Consider the following 22,661-nt stretch of genomic DNA (forward strand, 5'->3'; position numbering starts at 1 on the left):
TTCATTATTTAGCGTATTGTTCAATCTCTGTTACGGCATCTGTATTGTCGATATCTTCCCATTCCATCGGTTTAACTTTCTCTTGCAGATACTGGAAGATAACAAACAAGACAGGAACGATGAAAATTTGGCAAATCATACCGATTAACATACCACCGATAGAAGCAGTACCTAGTGTACGGTTACCGTGGGCACCTACACCGAAGGCAAACATCAACGGAAGCAAACCGACTACCATAGCCAATGATGTCATCAAAATCGGGCGGAGACGGGCACCGGCACCCAATACAGCTGCCCAAGTGATACTCATACCCATCTTACGACGGTCGAGGGCGAACTCTACAATCAGGATGGCGTTCTTCGCCAACAGACCCATCAACATGATTAACGCGATCTGCATATAGATATTGTTGGACATCGTACCCAGAATCATCTTCAATGCCGAAATATTACCGATAGCACTTACACCGTTCACAAACAGGAAGCTGCCTAACAGACCGAACGGAACGGATAACAATACAGCCAGCGGAAGAATGTAACTTTCGTACTGTGCACTCAACAATAAGTAAACGAATACGAAACAGAGCACAAAAATCAGTCCGGTAGCACTTCCGCTACTTTGAGCCTCTTCACGCGCCATACCTCCTAATTCATACGTATAACCGGTAGGCAGGTTTTCTTGGGCAACCTGGGCGAGGGCAGTCAATGCCTGACCGGATGTATAACCACTTGCCGGAGCTACCATTACTTTCATAGAGGTATAAAGGTTGAAACGGCTGATAATATCCGGACCATATACTTTCTCCACAGAGATGAACTGGGCAATCGGGGCCATCTCACCTGCACTATTACGCACCTTGATATTCTTCAAAGATTCCAAGTTTTTGCGTGACAATGGATCTGATTGAATCATAACACGATACATCTTACCGAAACGGTTGAAGTTGGATGCATACAAACCTCCGTAATATCCTTGCATGGTAGTGAGGATATCGCTCGGGCTGATACCTGCTTTTTTACAAGCTGCTGCATCGATGTCGATCATGTATTGCGGGAAATTCGGGTTGAAGGAAGTTTTTGCCGAATTGATTTCCGGACGTGCTTCCAGTGCTGCCGTATAATCATTAACCACATCGAAGAATTTGTTCAGGTCACCACCGGTCTTATCTTGCATATTTACCTCAATATCCGTAGATGCCGAGTAACCCGGGATCATAGGAGGAGCGAAGAACAATACCTGTGCTTCTTTGATAATCTTTTGTGCACGCATATATAAGGAACCGACTACAACGTCTGAATTCTGTATCATAGAACGTTCGTCCCAGTTTTTCAGTTTGATGATGAAAGAACCGTATGACGGTCCCTGGCCACCGATAAAGCTGAATCCGGAAATCATGGTACGTGACAATACCGCAGGATCGGAAGCAATCAAACTGTCTACACGTGCCAGGATTTTTTCAGAACGGTCTTGGGAGGTACCCGGAGGCAATGTCACTGCTCCCATCAGCGTTCCGGTATCTTCATTAGGCACCATACCTGTCGGAGTGGTGTTCATGAAGAATACAAGTATCGCAATGGAAGCGACAACTAATCCCATAGACAACCATTTCTTCTGGATAAAGAACAGTACTCGTTTCTTATAACGTTTCAGGATTGATTCGTATGTATCGTTGAATCTGTTTTTAAACTTCTTCGTACTCATTCCGATCAGTGCCAGAATACTAAGCACTACGAAAATTGCAGTAACTATCGGATTGATACTGAACAAACCAAAGATCATGCCGAGAATGGCAATAAGCGTGAAAGTAAGTGTAATTCCCGGATGCAACATCTTTCCGATAGCCTCGGTATATCTGTTGATCATGGTTGTATGGGCTGCCGTATAGGCTACTTTCATACGTTCTTTCAATGTGGAGTCTTCCGTAGTTCCATCTTCTTTTTTGTGAGGTTTCAGAAGAACAGCGCACAAAGCCGGACTCAAAGTCAATGCGTTCAATGCGGACAGACCGATAGCGATTGCCATAGTCATACCGAACTGACGATAGAATGTTCCTGCTGTACCTCCCATGAAACTTACCGGAACGAATACGGCCATCATGACCAGCGTAATAGATACGATAGCACCACCCAATTCATTCATAGCATCGATAGAAGCCAGACGCGCAGATGTATAACCTTGGTCAAGCTTGGCATGCACACCCTCGACGACCACAATCGCATCGTCGACCACAATCGCGATAGCAAGCACGAGCGCACATAACGTCAACAAGTTCAAACTGAATCCTACCAGGGACAGGATGAAGAAAGTACCGATCAGAGCTACCGGAATGGCGATAGTCGGAATCAATGTGGAACGTAAATCCTGCAAGAAGATATACACTACGATAAACACCAGGATAAATGCTTCGATCAACGTCTTCAACACTTCATGGATAGAAGCGAAAAGGAAGTCGTTGGCATTCATGGAGATGTTCAGCTTCAATCCGGTAGGCAACGTTTTTGATGCTTCATCCAGCAATGCTTCAATATCACTGATGGTCTGTGTCGCATTGGTTCCTGCCATCTGGTATACGATACAAGTCACAGACTTGTGTCCGTCTACCCGGTTGGTAAAGTTATATCCCAAGCGGTCCAGCTGAATTTCTGCTATATCTTTCAGACGGAGTACTTCACCGTCAGGAAGAGATTTGATAACGATATTTTCAAACTCTTCAGGCTGTTGCAAGCGTCCTTTATAACGGATGGTGTATTGGAAAGTCTGGTTACTGCGTTCACCGAACTGTCCTGGAGCAGCTTCGACATTCTGTTCTGCCAGAGCAGCGGAAACATCACCGGGAACGAGCTTGTATTGTGCCATGACGTCCGGTCGTAACCAGATACGCATAGAATAATCCTGACCCAAAACGTTGGCGTCACCCACACCCGGTACACGTTGTACTTGAGGAATCAAGTTGATCTTAGCATAGTTTTCAATAAACGATTCGCTATATGTATCTGTCTCGTCATAGAGAGAGAATACTACCAGCATGGAAGTCTGGCGTTTTTGAGTGGTTACACCGACTTTAGTTACTTCGGCCGGCAACAGACCTTGTGCCATAGAAACACGGTTTTGTACATTGACGGCGGCCATGTCCGGGTCTGTTCCTTGTTTGAAATATATGGATATCTCACCGGAACCCGTGTTTGACGCAGTTGAGGTCATATACATCATGTTTTCTACACCGTTGATTTGTTCCTCCAACGGAGCAATCACGGAATTCAATACGGTCGATGCACTGGCTCCCGTATAGGTGGCTCTTACCGAAACGGTAGGAGGCGCGATGTCCGGATACTGCGTGATAGGCAGTGTCGCCAATCCGATAGCCCCCAGGATGACTATCAGGATAGAAATAACGGTTGATAGTACCGGACGGTTAATAAATCTATCTAATTTCATAATGATTATCTGATTATTAGTTGAAGGCTGTGGCTAAATTACCGTCGTGTTGGTCTTTCAAATGTTGTTGATAGTTTGCTTCTTTTTGCGCCGGTGTGATAGGCTGAACCTTCTGGCCATCTTTCAGGTTTTGTACTCCTTCGATTACGATTTTATCTCCTGAATTCAAACCGGAAGTAACCAAGTACTCTTTTCCGTTATCCAGATTGAAGATTTTGATTTCTGTATATTTTACCGTGCTGTCCGGTTGCAAAACATAAACGAACTTCTTATCCTGGATTTCTACTGTTGCAGACTGTGGTATAGTGATAACATTCTCCATGGTATAAGGAATCAGAACGTTTGCAGTACCTCCGCTACGCAATACATGTTCCTTATTCGGGAAGATAGCACGGATACTTACCGAACCGGTAGATTGGTCGATAACCCCTGTGATAGCATCTACTTTACCCTCTATATCGTATGTGGAACCATCAATTAATTGCAGTTTGATAGTCGGTATTTTGCTGATTTCTTCTTTGATAGTGCTACCGGACTTGGTCATTGCCAGCAATTCCTTTTCTGTCATTGAGAAGTATACATATACTTCGTCAATCTCGGAAACAGTAGTCATCGGCGTAGCGATAGAAGGGCTTACCAATGCTCCTACACGATAAGGGATATTGTTGATAACGCCATCTGACGGACTTTTAACTTGTGTGAATGACAAGTTCTGTTGAGCAGTGGTCAGTTGCGCTTTTGCTTGTGCCAACTGGGCTTTAGTCTGTGCCAAGGAGTTTTCTGCCATTGCCAGGTCATAGTCACTGATGATTTGCTTTTTGTTCAACTCTTTCTTATTGTCATACGTCATCTGTTGAGTACTCACTGCTGCTTCTGCTGTAGCTACGGCTGCTTTGGCAGTACGTACAGCTGCTTCGTATTGAGTCGGATCAACAATGAACAACACTTGTCCTTTACGTACAGCTGCTCCTTCGTCTACACAGAGTTTCGTGATGAAGCCCGATACTTGGGGGCGGATTTCTACATCTTGTTTTCCTTTAATTGTAGCCGGATAGGCAGTTGTTAAATTAGCAGTCGTTTTTTGTAACTCTTGTACTGCATATTCAGGAACCTTTCCTGTGTCATTGCCCTTATTGCCACAACTAGACAAGAGGGCTACGCAAAATGCAAATAAAACAATTCTACTTTTCATACTTATAAATATCTGTTTTTTAATTTAATGCGTTTGTTTCCAGTGTGCTGTTCATCTATATAGATAAGGGGGTTAAGGAAGAAAAACCGGAAACTAAATTAGATAATTTAGTTTCCGGTTGCAAAAGTACTTTAAATTCGGTATTCTTGTTCTCTGATACCGTGTTTTTTAACTATGTTTTTTACTTTATTTTATGATATACAGGAGTCATAATAAAACTTAACTCATAATCCTGATAAGGAAGACGATATTTTTCCAGTGGGATAGCTCCCCAACTGTTGACACAGGCAAGTCCGGTTTGTGCCTTGTCGATACAGAAGTTGGTGAAGTCTGCCTTTTCTACTTCCGGTGAGTGACGCTGGTCTTTGCCGTCGCCGTCATCCAATGACTCGATGGTGTAATTCAGGGCAGAAGCGGAGAAAGGAGCACTCGATACGAATTGCAGTCCGTTGCCACTGATGTTCAGAAGTCTCCACCAGCGGATATCCGTTTTTGTTCCGGTTTCCTGCGGGCGGATGTAAGGATAGAATTGTTCTTCCACTGTCTGGCGATATTTTCCTAACATGGCCGCGTGGTTGCGGTCGGCATAGTTTTCTCCCGGACCACGGCCGTAATATTCTATCTCGTTGAAGTTGACCGGCATACGCATTTGCATACCGAAACGGAACATGTCAGAAACTTTCTTGCTCTTGTCTGCCGCCATCTTTTGGGTAACTTTCACTGCTCCCTTGTTGTTAATGGTGTAAGTCAGTGATAATGTTCCGCCAATCGACTTCATGTCATATTCGGCACGAACCACTGCCTGATCGTTTTCAATAGCATGTTTCAGAGAAGTCAGTTTCAGTTCCGGATTCTTCCAGGCAGCATATTTGCGTTGCAGTCCGGCTCCGAAGTCATTGTCGGTCGGTGCACGCCAGAAGTTAGGAGTCAGTGCGCTGCCATCTTCCATCAGTTGCATGCCGTTGACGTCGTAACGGCAGAGGTAACCATTGTGTTTGTTGAAATCCATAGAGAAGTTTTCACCTTTTACAATCAGGAAGTTGCGGTCGTTGTCCAAAATGGTGGGCACGATGACCGGAAGGTTAGAGGCTTGTTGGTTTTCCAGTTTCAGTTCCGGTGCTTTGTAGTCACGGATGCTTAGTTGGTCGTAAGCGATGGTGGTTCCGGCCGGCAGCAGTGTTTCGGCGGCTTTCAGTTTGTAGCTCACGTTGAGTAGCAGTTCTTTGCAAGGACAGATGTTCTTTGTGTCAAATGGAATTTGCACTTTCACAGTTTGTTGGGGCGCTACTTTCAGGTCGGATACGATGCCTGTTTGCACTACTTCTCCGTTTGCCAGTAATTGCCATTCCATGTAATAAGCAGATAAGTCGCGGAAGAAATACTCGTTGAAGATGTTGATTTCGCCTTTGGCAAGATCAGCAGGAGTCGTCCATATATCCTGATAGAAATAAGCTACTTCGTATGCATGCGGATTGGGTACGCGGTCGGGGCTAATCAAACCGTTGTCGTTGAAGTTATTATCCGAAGCGTCGTATTTGTTGAAGTCGCCGCCATAGCCGTAGATGCTTACTCCGTCTTTGTTTTTCCAGTGGCAGGACTGGTCTACGAAGTCCCAGATAAATCCGCCCTGATATTTCGGATATTTACGGATGATGTCCCAGTATTCTTTGAATCCGCCTTCGGAGTTACCCATAGCGTGCGCGTATTCACATTGGATTAACGGCTTTTGGATATTGCCTTCGCTATATTTGATACAAGCGTCGTAGTCATAGTACATCGGGCAGAAAATATCGGTGAATTCGCTGGTTCCTGCTTGTTCGTACTGTACGGCACGTGTCTTGTCTTCATTTTTAATCCAAGTGTAGCATTTCTCAAAGTTTGGTCCCATGCCGGCTTCATTACCCAATGACCAGAAGATGATGGACGGATGGTTGTAACCACGTTGTACGTTGCGTTGGTTGCGTTCCATGTGAGCTTTGGCGTAGATTGGGTTCTTTGCCAGTGTCTGGTCGCCGTAGCCCATTCCGTGAGATTCTACGTTTGCCTCGGCTACTACATACAGACCGTATTGGTCGCACAGGTCATACCAACGGTTGTCGTCCGGGTAATGGCAGGTACGCACGGCGTTGATATTGAGTTCTTTCATCACTTTGATATCCTGCAACATACGTTCGGTAGAAACCACATAACCGCCGTCCGGGTCCATTTCGTGACGGTCGGCTCCTTTGAAGAGTACCGGTTGTCCGTTTACGAGTATCTGTCCGCCTTTCAATTCAATCTTGCGGAAACCTACTTTAACAGGGATTACTTCTACTACGTTGTTGCCGTTTTTCAGTGTAGCGGTCAGCGTGTAGAGATTAGGCGTTTCAGCAGTCCATTTCGCCGGATTGGAGACGGTCAGGGTCGTGTTTAATTTGCCCGAACCTTTCAGGTCGGCAGTCGCTATGCTGTTGCCTTGAGCATCTGTCAAGTCTAAAGCTACTGTGCCGCTTCCTTTCAGGTCAACGGCTATATTCAATGTACCGTCTTTATATTGGCTGTCCAAATCGGGAGTAATGCGAATGTCCTGGATGTATTTCTTGTCGCGTGCGTAAAGATAACAGTCGCGTCCTACGCCGGAGTAGCGGAAGAAGTCCTGATCTTCCAGGTAACTACCGTCGCACCAGCGGAAAACTTGAAAGGCGATGACGTTCTTACCCGGTTTCAGGTAGTTAGTCAGATTGAATTCAGCTTCCAGTTTGCTGTCTTCGCTATATCCTACGTAGCGTCCGTTCACCCAAAGGTACATATTGGACGTTACCGAGCCGAAATGTGCGAAAATTTCTTTGCCTTTCCAGTCGGCAGGAAGGATGATTTCTTTGCGGTAAGAGCCTACGTGGTTGTTTTCTGTCGGCACTAGCGGAGGGTTGTTTTTGAATTGACTTCTCCAGGCATATCCTACGTTGACATAGATAGGGTCACCGTAGCCGTTCAACTCCCAAACGCCGGGAACTTGAAGGTCATCCCAACCTTTGTCGTTGAAATTAGTCTGATAAAAGTCGGTTGGGCGTGCGTCTGCGTGTCTTACCCAGTTGAATTTCCAAAGACCGTTCAAGGTCATGAAATTTGTGGAATTTTCTTTAATGCCGGCTTTAGCTTCATCAGCCGATGCGAAAGCAAAGTAATTAGTGTGCATAGCGGAGCGGTTTACGGAATTCACTTCCGGGTCTTTCCACTCGTTGAAGCTTTGTGCTTGAATTGCTGTCAGTCCCAATGCAGCCAAGCAGCAAGAGAGTAGTTGTTTCTTCATGGGTTTTTTGTATTAGGTTTGAATTTCTGGAGTCAAAGATAGGGAATAATTTGATTAATAAAGGAGAATAATAAGTCTAATAGGTATGTCAATAGTTCAATTTTAATTTATTTATGAACTATTCAATGGAGTCTGGTAATGGTATGTGAAGTTGGCATAGATTTATGATGAAAGAAGAACTTGGTAAATTAACTTTTTGAGTATCACCTCTCGAGTATGGTAAAGTAAAGAAGAAACGATGAATAGGCTGTATTTTTCTAGCGTGACATCCTGATACTATGAGTAATACAGCTAATTTTAATGCTTTTTATTTCTTGTTTTGTACTATTTTGTCCCTTTTTAGTATGATAATTGTATCTTAAAAACTATTACATTCACTTAATTTGCGGCGAGTGTTTTTAACAAACCTATTTCAAATTCTTAAATTTATTATTATGAACAAACTAACGAGACTAAAAAGATGCAAGAGGTGCATTAGTACGTTAATGCTTATGTGTTGTTCGCTCTTGGCATGGGCGCAAAATACAGTAACGGGAACTGTATTGGATGAATCCAACTTAGAGGTGATTGGTGCCAATGTAAAGGAAAAAGGCACGGCTAACGGTGCTATTACTGACATGAATGGTGTTTTCCATTTAAAAGTAAGCAATCTTCAAAAAGCAGTTCTGCAAATTTCGTTCATGGGATATGAACCTCAAGAAGTGCCATTAAATGGACGCAAACAACTGAAAATTATTTTAAAAGAAACGGCCAATGAACTTCAGGAAGTTACAGTTGTGGCCTATGGTACACAAAAGAAAGAAACTCTGACAGGAGCTATTTCTGCTGTAAACAATGAAGCGTTGATACGTTCGCCGAATGCAAGTGTGGCCAATTCGCTGGCGGGCCAGATTACAGGACTTTCATCCGTTCAGACTAGCGGTCAGCCGGGGCAGGAGGACCCTAAGGTATTTATTCGCGGAGTGGGTTCCTTAACAGAAAGTGCTTCCTCTCCTTTGATTTTGGTGGATGGTATAGAACGTTCGTTTTATCAAATGGACCCGAATGAAATAGAGAGCGTGACGGTTCTGAAAGACGCTTCTGCTACTGCCGTGTTCGGTGTGCGTGGTGCAAATGGCGTAATTTTGGTGACTACACGTCGTGGTAAAGAAGGTAAAGCGAAAATCTCAGTGAATTCTTCAGTTGGTATCCAGATGCCTACCCGAATGCTTAAAATGGCAGATAGCTATACGTATGCTACTTTGAGAAATGAGATTATAACAAATGATAAGCCAAATGCTACCGAGAACGATTTGGTGTTTAATAATTATGCAGTTGAACGGTTCAGATTGAATGATGAACCTATTATGTACCCCAGTATCGACTGGAGAAAGTACCTGCTTAATAAAACATCTGTGCAAACGCAGCATAACCTTAATATTTCCGGAGGAACAAAGGATATACGTTACTTCATATCTTTAGGTTTCTTATATCAGAATGGCTTGCTGAAACAGTTTGAAGGAGTGGGGTATGATAATAATTATAAATACAAAAGATATAATTATCGCGCGAATTTAGACTTTAATGTAACTAAGACTACCACGCTGAAGATCGGTATCGGCGGGATTGTAGGTAACCGAAATGAGCCGATGATTAATGATGCGACTAATTCGATTTGGACACTGATTAATCAGACAACTCCGTTCAGTAGTCCGGGTGTGATTGACGGACAACTCATAGTTACCCCTGAAGAACGTTTTGATAATAAAATCAATCTGGGCAATAGTGCTTTGCCTAAGTGTTATGGGACAGGTTACTCAACAGCTATTAATAATACGATGAATCTGGACCTTCTGTTGAATCAGAAGTTAGACTTCATAACCAAAGGGTTGTCGGCGGAAATAAAAGGTGCTTATAATACGAGTTATGGCTTTACCAAAAAACGTAAAGGGCAAGTGGAACAATTTATGCCTTTCTATCAATCTTCTTTGGAAGATCCGTCACTTGGTTATGATTCGCCGGATTTCAACAAGAATATTGTTTATAAGATCAAAGGAGAAAATAAGAACTTGCAATATGAGGAAACTTCTTCGCGGGCACGAGACTGGTATCTGGAAGCAAGCTTGAGATATAACCGTAAGTTTGGTTTTCATAATGTCGGGGGATTGTTCTTGTACAATCAGAGTAAGAAATACTATCCCGCTCAGTGGGTGGGAGTACCGTCTGCTTACATCGGTTTTGTAGGCCGTCTGACGTATGATTACAAATCTCGTTATATGGCAGAAGTTAACTTCGGTTATAATGGTTCTGAGAATTTTGCTCCGGGTAAGAGATTCGGTGCGTTTCCTGCCGGTTCCATCGGTTATATCCTGTCGGAAGAGGCCTTCATGAAAAAACAGAAGGTGGTTGATTATCTGAAATTCCGTGCTTCTGTCGGCTTGGTCGGAAATGACAATCTTGGAAATAACCGCTTCTTGTTCCTGCCGGATTCTTATGATGTGAATCTGAGCGGAGTAGACGGGTGGAATAACAATAAGTATGGATTCAACTTTGGTTATAACAGCAAGGCGTTAATTCTGGGTGCATTGGAGAAGCGTCTGGGCAATCCGAACGTGACTTGGGAAACTGCGCTGAAACAGAACTATGGATTGGACGTTCATTTCTTGAAGAGCCGTCTGAAAATCTCTTTGGACTATTTCCTCGAAGAACGTAAGGATATTCTCATCAATCGTAAGACAGTACCTTTATTAACGGGATTGACTTCATCTATTCTACCTGCTGTAAATATGGGTAAAGTGAAAAACCGTGGATATGAGGTAGAAGTGAGGTGGAATGACAAGATCGGGCAGGTTCAGTATAATGTTCAGGCAAACGTTTCCTATTCAAAGAATAAGATTATTTTCCAAGACGAAGTTGAGCCTAATGAACCTTATATGTGGCGGACAGGAAATCCGGTCGGAACACTCTTCGGGTATGTGGCGGACGGTTTCTATACAGAAGCGGACTTCGGAGAGAACGGCAAACTGGTGGCAGGTCTGCCCGATCCGGGTGTGTCTGTGAAGCCGGGTGATGTGAAATACCGGGATTTGAACGGTGATGAGGAAATTACTTCCGACGACCAGACTATTATTGGAAACCCGACTCGTCCGGCTTATACATTCGGATTGAATTATGGTATCAATTACAAAGGCTTTTTCCTGACGATGAACTGGACTGGTGCTGCACAACGCTCTTTGTTGCTGGACGGAGCTTTCAGAGAACCTTTTGGTAATGGTAAAATCCGTGGTTTGATGCAGTTCCATGCAGATACGCGCTGGACACCGGAAACAGCTAATACAGCTACTACACCGCGGTTTACAGAGACAAATGCAGTCTATAATATGCGTTCCTCCTCTTTGTGGGTGCGAGACGGTTCTTATTTGAAGCTGAAGAATGTGACAATAGGATATAACTTCACAGATAAGAAGATGTTGAAGAAACTGGGTATCCAGCAGTTAGGCATAAAACTGACAGGCTATAATCTGCTGACTTTTGATAAGTTTGACATCATGGACCCTGAATGTAATCCGAATAATGCGGATTCTTACCCTATCATTAAAATATATAATTTAGGTATTAATCTAACCTTTTAATAGTGCTGACAATGAAAAACTATAAAAAATATATAGGTTGTCTTTCTCTCTCTGTATTGACACTGATAGGGTGCGAAGACCTTAAATTTGGAGAGAAATTTCTGGATAAGCCGATAAGTAACGAACAGAATATCGATTCTGTTTTTAACAAAAAGGTATATGCTGAGCAGGCACTGGCGGAAACTTATCATTCCCTGCCGGATTATCTGCCGATGCAAGGACGTCTGGGATATGGCGTTCTGGAAATGCTAACCGATCTGGGTGACTGGACGAAAAAGGGAGCGCCTAAATTCTATACAGGAACAGTGGACGGAACAAATACATATCTGGAACATCTTCCATATCGGTTGGATGTCGCCAATACTACGATAGGAGTAGGGCCGGTTTATGGTATTCGAAGAGCCTACATTTACATTGAGAATGTGGATAGAGTGCCGGATATGACTGCGGATGAGAAAGCGATAGGAAAAGCGGAAGCGCAAGTAATCATTGCCTATCATTATTCTCAAATGCTCCGTTATTATGGTGGTATGCCGTGGATAGACCATGCATATACGGCAGAAGATGCGATGAAATTTCCTCGTATGACAGTAGAAGAAACCGTACAGAAGATTGTTGGATTACTGGATGCAGCGGCCTCTGTACTGCCTTGGCAGGTGAATGCAGATAATGACGGACGAATGACGGCTGCTTCTGCTTTAGCGTTAAAGTCCAGAGTGCTTCAGTTTGTGGCGAGTCCTTTATTTAATGCTGAAAAGCCCTATCTGGAAGGAGATGCTTCGTCTCAGTTCCTTACTTGGTATGGCAACTATTCACCGGACAGGTGGCAGAAGGCGTTGGATGCCGGATTAGAATTTATGCGGGCTAATAAAAAGAACTCAGACGCTTATCAACTGGTGAATACAGGTAATCCCCGCGATGATTTTGCAGCAGGATATTTCAATCGCCATAACGGTGAAGTCTTGATTTCTTCTAGAAGATTCACCACTTATGCTACGGGAAAGACACCGTTCGCCCAGGTACGTTATGGAGTTGCTTCTCCTACACTGACCTATGTCGATATGTTTCAGATGAAAGACGGGACAGAATTCGACTGGAACAATCCTGATCATAAAAAATTCCCCTTCTTTGATAAGGACGGAAATCCGAGAAGAGACATCCGCTTATATGAAACGGTTGCTGTGAATGGAGATAAGTTTAGGGGCGCCCAGAAAGTGCAAATTTACGAAGGAGCCACCCAGGCGCCTTATAAAGACGGACGAATGAGTTACAATGGGGTTGCCATGAGAAAATTCATACGGAACTTCAATGACGAAGTGAATGGTAAATTTTATTCTTGTCCGTTGATCCGTCTTCCGGAGGTTTATTTGAATATGGCCGAAGCGATGAACGAATTGAATAAGGCGGAAGTCCGTGATGAGTTTGGTAATACGGCTTATGATTATCTGAATAAAACCAGACTGCGTGCGGGTATGCCTGCGATTTCGGCAACAGATGTTCCGGCCGGCAAACCGTTGCGTGAAGCAATATTACGCGAAAGAGCCATTGAATTCGGCTATGAAGAAGTACGTTATTTCGATCTGGTACGTTGGAAACGCTCAGATATATTTACCGGACAATTGTCACGTCTGATTATTAAAAAAGCGGCCGGTGAGCCAAGCGGCTTTTCTTATACCGTATCTCATGCAATGGCGGAAACGCGTCAGTATGCAAAACCTGAAAAGTGGAACGACAAGTATTTCCTGTTGCCTCTGCCTATAGATGAGATAAACAAGAAATATGGATTGATTCAGAATCCGGGTTGGTAATAATCAAATCGTTGAACAATAAGAAGAATGATTATGAATAAATCACTTTATATCGTAGCTTTCTCGTTGGCGTTTGCCACTACGGGTATAGCGCAAAATAATGAAGGACAAGATAAGGTAATCGATCTGGGCACACAGACGACCACCGAATTACGGAAGACACAGGCTGTCTCTACCATTTATTCGAATGAATTAGATAAAAATGCCGCCACTAGTCCTTACAATGCCATTTATGGCTTGTTGCCGGGATTGAGTGTGATGCAGAACACTAGTTGGGGCACAGATAAATCTCGTCTCAATGTGCGGGGACGCGGTTCTTTGAATGGAGATACACCTTTATTTGTAGTAGATGGTTTTGCACGCCCTCTCGAATATATCAACCTTTCGGAAATAGAATCAATATCTGTTTTGAAAGACGGTGCTGCTACTGCTCTTTGGGGAGGCAGAGGCGCCAACGGAGTGGTATTGATAACTACCAAACGCGGTATATATAGCCAGAAGGATATAAAAGTAGACTATAAGTTTGGTTTAGGCTTCCCTGTTAATCAGCCGGAATTTGCCGATGCTTATACCTATGCCAAAGCCCGTAATGAAGCATTGAGATATGATGGCTTGCAACCGGACATGGATGAAGCTTCTTTCCTGTCCGGAGGCAATAGCGATCTTTATCCGAATGTGGACTGGCAGAAAGAAGCGTTACGCAATCATACAACCAGTCATCAACTGGACATCACTTTCCGCGGAGGTGGCAAGCGGCTTCGTTATTTCAGTGTCCTCAATTACAAAAACGATATGGGACTGCTGAATAGCAAGTACACTGATTATACAGATCGCTATAACTCCCAGATGAAGAAATACTTCCTCAATCTTCGCATGAATCTGGATGTGGATATTACGGACGCGACAAAATTGAAATTGAGTATGCTCGGTATGCTGCGAGAGACCAAGCGTCCCACCACGTCGGAAGCTACTTTGTTTGAACAGATTTTCAACACCCCGTCCGCCGCATTTCCCGTACAGACACAGAATGGATTCTGGGGCAGTAACAATGTGCTGAAAACAAACCCGATAGCCAATCTGGCGGACGTAGGTTATTATAAACTGAATCAGCGTATGTTGCAGGCGGATTTGCGGTTGGTGCAGGATTTGTCTGTATTGACTCGCGGGTTGAGTGTGGAACTCGCTATTGCTTATGATAATAATGCGACCTATCAGGAAACAGCCAAGAAAAGTTTTATGTACCAGACCATTGAAAAAGGCACAGGCGGAGAACCGATTTACACGAATTACGGAAATCCTAACGATGAACTGGAAATCAGCAACAAAGGATTGGCCAATCAATACATACATGCCAATTTTGAAGCGAAGGTCAATTATCACCGGACATGGGATAAACATGATTTTACGGCCAGTGCTATGTTTCGTCAAGAATCAATGACGTTGACAGGGGCTAATAACAGTCGTTACCGTCAATACATCATCGGAACCGCAGGTTATAATTTTGACAACCGTTATATGGTGGATATCGTAGCCAACTGTTTTGGAAGTAGCGTATTGGGGAAGAACGATAAGTATCGTGCATATCCCGCCATTTCTGCCGCCTGGATACTTTCGAACGAGAATTTCATGAAAGAAATTTCCGCTTTTGACTATCTGAAACTTCGTGCTTCTTACGGACGCTCCGGATATGATATTTATGATTATGACATGGATAAGCAATATTGGGTAGGAAGCGGTGCTTACTATTTTCAGGCCGGAAATACTTCTGCCGGAAGTAGCCTGAAGGAAGGAGTGTTGGCAATGGAACAACTGGATCTGGAAGTTGCGGATAAATATAATATCGGTTTGGATATGAGCCTGTTCAAGGGACTGACTTTTTCTATTGACGGTTTTTATGACAAGCGCACTAATATCCTGATTGACGGAAGTGGGCTGATCTCATCGGCAATCGGGGTTACTATTCCGCAGATGAATGCAGGAAAGGTGGAAACAAAAGGAACGGAACTCTCTGCCATGTGGAAAAAGGAATACAAGGACTTCAACTATTATATCGGAGCCAACTTCTCCTATGCCAAAAGTAAAGTCGTAGAAAATGGTGAGGGATATCAGCCGTATGGCTATTTGTCTAAAAAAGGTTACCCTGTCGGGCAGTGTTTTGGCTGGGAGGCTATCGGTTATTTCAGAGATGAGGCGGACATAAAGAGCAGTCCGGTGCAGAAATTCTCGGAAGTACGTCCAGGTGATGTCAAGTACAGGGATCTGAATAGCGATAACGTGATTGACAACAATGACCAGAAGGCGATAGGATATTCCACTGCCATACCGGAGATTTATTATGGCATTAATTTGGGATTTGAATATAAAGGTTTCGGCGTGGATGCTCTGTTTCAAGGAGTAGCCCATTATAGTGTGATGTTGAACACTGCCAGCGTATACTGGCCGTTGAGAAACAACACGAATATTTCCAACTGGTATCTGAATGACAGAATCCGCTGGACGGAAGAAACGAAAGACATCGCAAATGTCCCCCGTCTGACCACGCTGGATAATGCCAATAACTTCAGAAACAGTACACAGTGGTTGGAAAACGGGAGCTATTTCAAACTTCGTAACCTGAATGTCTACTATAACCTTCCTTCCTCTTGGGCGAAGAAAGTGAAAATGGAGAAGATTCAGGTGTATGCGAGAGCTAACAATCTTTTTTCGCTCGATCATGTGAAGTATATGAACTGTGAAGATCTGAAAATCAATTATCCGGATATGACTTCTGTTTATTTCGGGTTGAATATTAACTTCTAAAATGTGAGATGACCATGAGAAAATATATCCTATTATATACAGGTTTGCTATTATCCGTATCGGGGTGTAGCTTGCTCGAATTGGACGAATCGACAGGCTTGGACAGGGAAGAGGCCTATTCCTACTTTAGCAATGTGAAAGGTTTGGCTACCTACGTTTATAGCCAGTTGCCCGGAGATCTCGGAGTGCTCGACGGGGCTTTGAGGGAGTCTGCAACGGATAATTCTGTTTATGTCTGGAGTGATAATAGTGTTCACGACTTTTATAACAATGCCTGGAGTCCCAACAATGCAGTCGATAATATGTGGTCGAAGTGCTATGGAGCTATCCGTTCCGTCAATTCATTTCTTGAAAACTATTCACAGGAAAAACTGGAGCGTTTCCGCTGGAACGACACGTATGAAGAAGACATTGCCAAAGCTACCATGTATCGTGAAGAATTACGGGTGTTGCGAGCTTTTTATCTGTTCGAACTGGCTAAACGATACGGTGATATTCCACTTTTGACACGTACGTATGCTTTGGATGAAATCAACGGCGTGGAAAAGACTTCTTTCAATGAAGTGATAAAATATATCTGTGACGAATGTAGTGACGCGGCCAAAACTCTGCCTGTCAGTCATCAGGACTTTTGGGCGGAGACGGGACGTGTGACCAAAGGTACAGCGTTGGCATTGAAATCCCGTGCTCTTCTTTATGCGGCGAGTTTGTTGCATAATCCCGCACAGGATGCCGATAAATGGAAAGCGGCTGCCGATGCGGCTTATGCTATCATAAAAGAGAACTGGTACAGTTTGCCGAAGACGAATGTAGATCCTTTGTATGACAAGAATGGTGGAAACGATGTATTGAAATCTCCGCAATTAATTTTTGAACGTAGAAATGGGGAAAGCTTTGATTTTGAAGCTAACAATTTGCCTATCAGTTATGAAAAGGGGAAAACAGGCAACGTGCCCACCCAGAACCTGGTGGATGCCTTCCAGATGACTAATGGAAAAGACTTTGACTGGGAACAGATTACACCGGGGCAGAATCCGTATGAAGGCAGAGACCCAAGATTCTATAAAACGGTGCTTTGCAATGGCGATACATGGATGAACTCGACCATCCAGTCTTATGAAGGAGGAAAAGACGGTGCCGGAACAACCGGAGCGACTACCACAGGTTATTATTTGAAGAAGTATATGAATGAGACTGTTTCTCTAGCTCCTTCCAATGAGAAAAAGAAACCGCACCATTTCATCATATTCCGTTATGCGGAAATTCTCCTGAACTATGCGGAAGCAATGGATGCCTGGAAAGACGCTGATTATACGGATAATGACCATCCGTTGTCTGCACGTGCGGCACTGAATCAGGTGCGTGCTGCTGCTGATATGCCTGCCATTACAACAAGCGGCGACGCGTTTACTGAAAGCGTCCGTCGTGAAAGACGAGTGGAACTTGCGTTCGAAGACCATAGGTTCTGGGATATCCGCCGTTGGAAAATCGGTGATAAAACCAAAGCTATTTATTGCATCAAGATCACTATGGAAAACGGCTTGCCTGTTTATAAGAAAGAATTGCTTGAAACACGTAACTGGGATGATAAGATGTACTTATATCCTATACCACAGACTGAATATTATAAGAATCCTAATTTAGGTCAAAATACAGGCTGGTAACTATGACTAAGCGAACCCTAAAAGTTTTTGTCTAACTTTTAGGGTTCATTTTTATGGGAAGAAGTCCTTTTCTATGTGTGGTCCCTTGTTCCAGTTTTATGCTGCAGGATCCGGGGCCTCACCGCTACCGCCTTCGTCCGGATTTTCCGGTTTATTTCCCCCTCCATTTCCGGAAGAGGTGCCGCCGTTTCCTTCCGTCTTGTAGATACTTACATTATCCAGCATATCCTTAAATTTATATCCCGGAGTAAATACAATTTTCACCCGACGAACGGTATCGGCATCTACATCTTTTTCTTCATTCTGACTTTTACAGTTCATGCCCGGACGGAAACATCCGAAATCGCCTAATTGTACAGACAATCCTTTGTTGAGATTGGTGTTCAATGTATCAATCAGTGCGTCAATCACGTGTTTCACTGCGCCTTCGGGAATCATACCGAACATGGATACTTCCTTGCATAAATCTCTGAAATTTACCGTATTGGTAATTACATTCTGTGCTACATACTTTTCAGTCTTTGTTTTGTCAAAGCCGAAAACTCTTTTCTTGACAACATACTTTAATGCCATAGTCTTTCTTCTTTTAATAGTTAGTTAATCTGTTTTATTGTTGTTTTGTGATCACGATGCAAAGATATGGTTTCCGAAATTCATGACCAAGCTGAAAAAGAATTGTGCGTTAATAAATTAGTTAATAAGTAGAATGCTGCTGTATTGGGGAATTTTATGTAAAAAAAAGATTCGGAAGAAAGGTAGAAAAAGAGGATGCCGATCAAGATATTGGGGTATCAAGTGTGGGGAAGGCATCCTCTTCGAAGATAGAACGAAAGGACTACTTGCACAAGCAATCTTTTTCGCTTTGTTGTCTATCTTCTATATATACTGGTAAGGGTTATGATTCTGAATTATTCCGTATCTTCTTTGGTTCGCAGGCTGACTAACTCTGTCCACTTGCTTATACTTAAGTCGAACCCTCCTTTCTCCAGATGTTGGAGGGCGGTTCTAAAATGTCGTATTACTTTTTCTGTATCATTGGTTGTTTTATACTCAAGCTCTCCAAGTGCATATTCAAGACGTGCCATTTGGATGTAATCTAATAAGGTATAGTTTTCGTCAACGGATAAAGTTGAAAGATAGTTCAACAAGTCGAATGCTTTTTCTCGTTCTTCATCTGATAAGTTGGAGATGGGGCGGCGCGCGATAGGGTGCTGCATTACTAGAATAATGTTTTCTTTCAGGTCATCGTACATATCTTTGTTATGTTTGTCGCATCATTTCCCTGTGGTGCGCGGTTTAAAAAAGAGAGCTCTAAGTTTGCAGTTAATAGATAAGAGGTCGGAAATTTATTTTAAAAAAGTCAAGCGAGACGAATAATTACCTCCGCATCTTATCAGGAAAATATCAGTCTTATTATCTTTGTTGTATTAAGATAAAGACTGATAGGCGGGAAGAGGACACCATAAAAGAGAAAGCACTTGAGGCTAGCCCACGTAACGGCCTCTCTCCGCCAAGCTGCAAAGCTCCGATAGAATATCAAGGTTGCGAGCCTATTTAGAGTTTAGAGTTCAAACAGCTTTTACCAGTCTTAGAAAAGTACAGCAAAAATATGAAAAAATTATTTATTGGAATTGATTTTTCAAAGGAGAAACTTGACGCGACGATAATTCTCGCATGTGGAATGAACGAAATAGGCTCCCGTGAGTATGGGTGTTTCCCAAATAACACTACGGGCTACCGCAAGTTATGTAATTGGGTTAAAACAAACGCTTGGAATACAATTGCTGAGGAATGGCTATTCTGTGGAGAAGACACAGGTTCATGTAGTATAGGACTGAGCAAATGGCTTTACGGAAAAGGCTATGACATATGGATTGAGAACGCTTACGCCATAAAACATAGCAGTGGTATCCAGCGTGTGAAAAACGATAAGGCGGACTCAGCAATCATTGCTGAATACGCATGGAGGCAACAGGACAAGGTTGTACCCTTTGAACCATTGAATGAATCCCTTGCGCAACTAAGGGAGATTTTCCTCTATAGGCATAAGCTAGTTGGGCAAAGAGTGGCAATGGAATTACGAAAAGAGGACAAATCACAATCAAACAAGTCAAAAGCAATATCCTTCATCAACCGCAAGAGCAAACACCTTATTGCGGAGATAAACAAAACAATTGCCGAATGCGATAAGGCCATTGATAGCATAATAGAGGCGGATGAGGAACTGAAAGAAAATTATGCTATTATAACCTCAATAAAAGGCGTAGCCAGGCAAAACGCAACCTGTATGTTGGTCTACACAAACAACTTCAAAAAATTCGGATATGACCCAAGAAAGATTGCATGCTATTATGGAGTTGCCCCCTTTGGTAAACAATCCGGAACGAGTGTAAATACACCTGCTCATACAAGCCATTTCGCCAATAAACTTATTAAATCATTATTAGGACAAGCAGCTCATATAGCCAAAATATATAATCCCGAAATTAGAGATTACTATCAAAGACTGATTAGTAAGGGAAAGAAGCCTCAAGTGGCTTTAAATAATGTCAAGAACAAACTCATAAGAATCATAGTGGCATTAGTCAGGAAGAAAGTACCATATGATCAAAATACATACAAATATTATGAAGAACGAGAAGTTATAGAAAGGAAAAAGAACGAGAAGTTAATTTATTGTTAAACGGAATAAGAGATTAGGATATTAGCATAGAATACGTGGGAAACTACCAACTGTACGCCAACCATAGGCTCGGCAAAGACCCTCCGCGACATAAGTGATAGTCCCACGCCCATTGGGTATATAAACAAATTATATACAGAAGTGTGCGCGAGACCTGACATCACTTATTGCCATTCGCGGTAAATTTTTGCCGAATTTATGGTTGAATGCAATAAATAATCGTTCTCTATAAAAAAATAAAATGTTCCTCTCTACGTATGAAAGGAAACCGCTACAAAAGTAGCAATAAATATTGATAAAGCAAGTAATCTTGTTTTATAATTTCATAGATAGTTCTGATTTACTAAAAGTCAGTATAAATATGATTAATATAAAAAGAACCCTACACTGAATTATTGTTTTTTTGTTCAGTTCAGAATTGGAATTCTAGGTAATTCTGCTAGATGATTTTAACTTAACTTTCTGTTTTCTTTGCATAAACCACCTGTTTGCCTGTTCCATAACGGATTAAGAGTCCACGTTCGATAAAAGCATTCAGTTCTTTCAAAGCACGTTTTTTGTCGTGTCCTGTCAATCGGCTATAGTCGGTGCGGGTCAGGCAGGGATATTTGTTCAGATGCTGGTTGATTATTGTCAAACATTCTTCTTCACTGTGCCCTTTCCCATGGTGACGAGTCATCGATTCTCCACGTTCTAGTCTCATTTGCTGGCCTACTTCTTTCTTAAACTGGCTGCCTACCCGGAAATTGACATTCTTCAGCTCAATAGATTGTGCGTGCACATCTTTTTTCTTCATTACACGAGGTCCCTTTAAAGACACTGAAAAATATCCGATATCTCCCAGTTCCACAATCCATCCGTTGGCAATCAAATCTCTCAACTCGTTTTGGAAAGACTGCATGGCGCCCGCCAGTAAACTGCGGCTTATTCCTGTGAATTTGTGTACACGGTCTAGAAATTCTTCCTGATCAACGGTTCCTTTGAATACTACGCGGGGATGAAGCGGTTGTGCGTCGCCTGTTTGTTGAATGTCAGGCGTGTCGTAAAGGTCATATTGTATACTCATATTCGTTTTTATTTAGTGTAGGCACATTGATAAATCCGTTTGCCTATCCGGATTTACTTCACTTGCTACTTTTATTTCGTTCCACTATAGTTTCTCTTTCGTCCCACTATAGTGCTCCGCAAGGGAAACTATAGTGTTCCAGGGCAGACGCATTATATTTTTTACTATATTCTCGTTTGTAATTTCCTTACTATATTGTTGGTTATTAACATATTATCATTTGCTAATGTCGATTATTTTCCTTATCTTTATAAGATATATTAAAACATAAACTAACATGAAAATTGGCATAATTGACCTTTGTAAACAAATAGAAGATCCTAGGATGAACCGCAAAAAAGTACATAAAATGGAAACTATTATCTATATATCCATTGCTGCTGTAATCTGTGGCGCTCAATCCTGGAATGAGATTGAGGAATTTGGCAATGCGAAAATTGCTTTTTTCAAAAGTCGCATACCTGGTCTGGAGTTCATCCCTAGTCATGATACTTTTAATAGATTCTTCAGTATAATAAAGCCCGAGTATTTTGAGTTGATCTTCCGTAATTGGGTAAAACAAGTCTGTCAGGAGGTGAAAGGCGTTGTTGCTATAGATGGCAAGCTCATGCGTGGTCCAAGCCAATGTGACGGAGAACATACTACGGGAAAAGAAGGATTCAAATTATGGATGGTTTCTGCATGGTCTGCCGCTAATGGAATTTCTTTAGGTCAGGTAAAAGTAGATGATAAAAGCAATGAGATTACAGCTATTCCATTGTTAATTAACTCTTTGGAACTAAGTGGTTGTATTGTTACAATTGACGCGATGGGATGCCAGAAAGATATAACCCAGACCATTATTGAGCATAATGCAAATTATATTATAGCTATAAAGGAGAATAAGAAAAAAAATTATCAACTAGCTAAACAAATCATTGACGATTATCAGGATAGAGATGAAATAACCAATAGAGTCACCAGGCATGTGTCGGAAAACACCGGACATGGAAGGATTGAGACAAGAACATGTACTGTAGTCAGTTATGGATCTATTATGGAGAAAATGTTTAAGAAGAAACTTGTGGGGTTGAAGTCTATTGTAGGGATAAAGTCGGAGAGAACAATAGTAGC

12 protein-coding genes are annotated in these 22,661 nt (G+C 42.5%); 6 read left to right on the forward strand and 6 right to left on the reverse strand.

Annotated elements, in window-relative coordinates:
* Window positions 1-4: 4 nt before the first annotated feature.
* The 3 genes from KFO40_RS00750 to KFO40_RS00760 form a co-directional block, all read right to left on the reverse strand.
* Window positions 5-3,436 carry an efflux RND transporter permease subunit gene (locus KFO40_RS00750; protein ID WP_008776104.1) on the reverse strand — a complete coding sequence of 1,144 codons (3,432 nt, stop codon included), beginning with the start codon at window positions 3,434-3,436 and terminating at the stop codon, window positions 5-7.
* 16 nt (window positions 3,437-3,452) lie between these two features.
* Window positions 3,453-4,628, reverse strand: a complete 1,176-nt coding sequence (locus KFO40_RS00755; RefSeq protein WP_008776103.1) for an efflux RND transporter periplasmic adaptor subunit — start codon at window positions 4,626-4,628, stop codon at window positions 3,453-3,455.
* A 181-nt stretch (window positions 4,629-4,809) separates the two neighbouring features.
* Window positions 4,810-7,917 carry a glycoside hydrolase family 2 TIM barrel-domain containing protein gene (locus KFO40_RS00760; RefSeq protein WP_211145977.1) on the reverse strand — a complete coding sequence of 1,036 codons (3,108 nt, stop codon included), beginning with the start codon at window positions 7,915-7,917 and terminating at the stop codon, window positions 4,810-4,812.
* 485 nt (window positions 7,918-8,402) lie between these two features.
* Between KFO40_RS00760 and KFO40_RS00765 the strand changes: the two genes are divergently transcribed.
* From KFO40_RS00765 to KFO40_RS00780, 4 genes are read left to right on the forward strand one after another with little or no spacing between them, the layout of a single operon-like run.
* Window positions 8,403-11,528: a SusC/RagA family TonB-linked outer membrane protein gene (locus KFO40_RS00765; protein ID WP_008776101.1), complete on the forward strand. Its 3,126-nt coding sequence runs from the start codon at window positions 8,403-8,405 to the stop codon at window positions 11,526-11,528.
* 11 nt (window positions 11,529-11,539) lie between these two features.
* On the forward strand, window positions 11,540-13,336 hold the full coding sequence (locus KFO40_RS00770) for a RagB/SusD family nutrient uptake outer membrane protein (RefSeq protein WP_008776100.1): 1,797 nt from the start codon (window positions 11,540-11,542) through the stop codon (window positions 13,334-13,336).
* Between the two features lie 27 nt (window positions 13,337-13,363).
* Window positions 13,364-16,135, forward strand: a complete 2,772-nt coding sequence (locus KFO40_RS00775; protein WP_211145978.1) for a SusC/RagA family TonB-linked outer membrane protein — start codon at window positions 13,364-13,366, stop codon at window positions 16,133-16,135.
* Between the two features lie 8 nt (window positions 16,136-16,143).
* Entirely contained in the window at window positions 16,144-17,799 is a 1,656-nt protein-coding gene (locus tag KFO40_RS00780) for a RagB/SusD family nutrient uptake outer membrane protein (protein ID WP_004310401.1), read from the forward strand.
* Between the two features lie 96 nt (window positions 17,800-17,895).
* Here KFO40_RS00780 and KFO40_RS00785 read toward each other — a convergent pair whose 3' ends face one another.
* Window positions 17,896-18,372 carry an HU family DNA-binding protein gene (locus KFO40_RS00785; protein ID WP_004310403.1) on the reverse strand — a complete coding sequence of 159 codons (477 nt, stop codon included), beginning with the start codon at window positions 18,370-18,372 and terminating at the stop codon, window positions 17,896-17,898.
* Window positions 18,373-18,707: 335 nt separating this feature from the next.
* Entirely contained in the window at window positions 18,708-19,052 is a 345-nt protein-coding gene (locus tag KFO40_RS00790) for a hypothetical protein (protein WP_004307475.1), read from the reverse strand.
* A 356-nt stretch (window positions 19,053-19,408) separates the two neighbouring features.
* Between KFO40_RS00790 and KFO40_RS00795 the strand changes: the two genes are divergently transcribed.
* Complete coding sequence (locus KFO40_RS00795; RefSeq protein WP_008645115.1) at window positions 19,409-20,482, forward strand: IS110 family transposase; 1,074 nt, start codon at window positions 19,409-19,411, stop codon at window positions 20,480-20,482.
* 454 nt (window positions 20,483-20,936) lie between these two features.
* Here KFO40_RS00795 and KFO40_RS00800 read toward each other — a convergent pair whose 3' ends face one another.
* The gene (locus KFO40_RS00800; protein WP_004307474.1) at window positions 20,937-21,548 is read right to left on the reverse strand and encodes a DsbA family protein; all 612 of its coding nucleotides are present in this window, start codon (window positions 21,546-21,548) and stop codon (window positions 20,937-20,939) included.
* 277 nt (window positions 21,549-21,825) lie between these two features.
* On the opposite strand from KFO40_RS00800, the gene KFO40_RS00805 reads away from it, so the two are divergent.
* Window positions 21,826-22,661: ISAs1 family transposase (locus KFO40_RS00805; RefSeq protein WP_211145979.1), on the forward strand; the 836-nt coding region annotated here is incomplete at its 3' end.

Origin of the sequence: Bacteroides sp. 1001302B_160321_D4 (assembly GCF_015667765.1) — a bacterium.
Lineage (GTDB): Bacteria > Bacteroidota > Bacteroidia > Bacteroidales > Bacteroidaceae > Bacteroides > Bacteroides xylanisolvens.

What these genes read in the sequence shown, in the direction of transcription:
- KFO40_RS00790 (WP_004307475.1), bottom strand. Translation starts at nt 19,052, where the DNA reads ATGTACGATGACCTGAAAGAAAACATTATTCTAGTAATGCAGCACCCT.
- KFO40_RS00765 (WP_008776101.1), top strand. Translation starts at nt 8,403, where the DNA reads ATGCTTATGTGTTGTTCGCTCTTGGCATGGGCGCAAAATACAGTAACG.
- KFO40_RS00795 (WP_008645115.1), top strand. Translation starts at nt 19,409, where the DNA reads ATGAAAAAATTATTTATTGGAATTGATTTTTCAAAGGAGAAACTTGAC.
- KFO40_RS00775 (WP_211145978.1), top strand. Translation starts at nt 13,364, where the DNA reads ATGATTATGAATAAATCACTTTATATCGTAGCTTTCTCGTTGGCGTTT.
- KFO40_RS00780 (WP_004310401.1), top strand. Translation starts at nt 16,144, where the DNA reads ATGACCATGAGAAAATATATCCTATTATATACAGGTTTGCTATTATCC.
- KFO40_RS00800 (WP_004307474.1), bottom strand. Translation starts at nt 21,548, where the DNA reads ATGAGTATACAATATGACCTTTACGACACGCCTGACATTCAACAAACA.
- KFO40_RS00785 (WP_004310403.1), bottom strand. Translation starts at nt 18,372, where the DNA reads ATGGCATTAAAGTATGTTGTCAAGAAAAGAGTTTTCGGCTTTGACAAA.
- KFO40_RS00750 (WP_008776104.1), bottom strand. Translation starts at nt 3,436, where the DNA reads ATGAAATTAGATAGATTTATTAACCGTCCGGTACTATCAACCGTTATT.
- KFO40_RS00755 (WP_008776103.1), bottom strand. Translation starts at nt 4,628, where the DNA reads ATGAAAAGTAGAATTGTTTTATTTGCATTTTGCGTAGCCCTCTTGTCT.
- KFO40_RS00760 (WP_211145977.1), bottom strand. Translation starts at nt 7,917, where the DNA reads ATGAAGAAACAACTACTCTCTTGCTGCTTGGCTGCATTGGGACTGACA.
- KFO40_RS00770 (WP_008776100.1), top strand. Translation starts at nt 11,540, where the DNA reads ATGAAAAACTATAAAAAATATATAGGTTGTCTTTCTCTCTCTGTATTG.